Origin of the sequence: Microbacterium sp. UBA3486 (assembly GCF_002377845.1) — a bacterium.
In the GTDB taxonomy this organism is placed as follows: Bacteria; Actinomycetota; Actinomycetes; order Actinomycetales; family Microbacteriaceae; genus Microbacterium; species Microbacterium maritypicum_A.
The window spans coordinates 49,699-50,748 of record NZ_DFQP01000087.1; the positions used below are offsets into that span (position 1 = coordinate 49,699).

Consider the following 1,050-nt stretch of genomic DNA (forward strand, 5'->3'; position numbering starts at 1 on the left):
TCGTTCCTCGGCGGCGAGGGTGCGGGCGAGCCGGATCGCCGCGGTGTTCGCCTGGAAACGGGCCTTCGGCCCCGAAGGGGCCAGGTCGTCCTGCGATGCTGGGACGAACCGAGGTGGGGCGGCTAGCTCAGTTCGCGTAGGAAGCGGATCGTCGCCGCCTCCTGCAGCACGGCCTGGTTCTCCCGTAGGTAGTCCCGCGGCGGCTCGGTCGCTACCAGGCCCTCGAGGAAGGCCACCGGCACCGCCCAGTCGTTCGCCATCTGCTCCAGCTCCACCGTCGAGGGCATCAAGTCCGGGGAGTCCTGCATCCGTTCGGCCCAGGTCACGAGGTTCTCGTCCGAGGGCCGGGTCTGCTCCCACTCCTCGCGGGCCTGCTCCAGCGGTAGCTCCGGGTCGCCGATCCACACCAGTTGTGCCATCACGACCTTCTCCGCGATCCGCCGGGCCGTCACTAGCCGGGCGATCTCCTGCAAGTAATTCTGCTCCGAAGATCGCGTCCCAGCCAGTATTGCTGTCAGGTCCGACACTTGCGCCTGCACTTCCAGGCCCAGGTTCGTGAAGAACTCCTCCGGGTTCTCCAGCGCCTTCAGCCGGCTCGGGGCCGTCCTCTCCCAATGTGCTCTGGCCGCTGCCGCGTACTTGTTCATCGGCCTGTTCCTCCCCGGCGGAGTCCTCTGGCGTATCGGATGCAAGCGCACCGGCCAGGGACTCGTCGGCGGTCTGCTCGTCCAGTCCCCACAGGTCGAACGCGAGCTGACCGGGATGCGGGTCGCGGTTCCGGCGCGCAGACATCAAGCCACCTCCCTGTCGCGCATGGGCTATCTCGTGGTCGGTCGCGCAGGGTCAGGGGCGGATCTCGCCCGTGTCCGGGTCGAGGTTGCGGTAGAACTCGTCCTCGGCCTCGCGGCGGCGGGCGACGTCATCGAGGACGTGCTGCACGAAGTCCGCGTCCCGGTCGGTGATCGGGATCTCCTCGACAGGCTCGGCGGATTCCTCGCCGGGCCACACCGTCTGCCTGGTCGGTCGGTCGCGGTCCAGGCGGGTGCCGGA

General features: G+C 68.8%; 1 protein-coding gene and 1 pseudogene. Both read right to left on the reverse strand.

Annotated elements, in window-relative coordinates; genetic code table 11:
* Positions 1-122: 122 nt before the first annotated feature.
* Entirely contained in the window at positions 123-647 is a 525-nt protein-coding gene (locus B2869_RS13875; RefSeq protein ID WP_292767746.1) for a hypothetical protein, read from the reverse strand.
* Positions 648-843: 196 nt separating this feature from the next.
* Positions 844-1,050: pseudogene (locus B2869_RS13880) on the reverse strand (hypothetical protein); the annotation flags it as partial.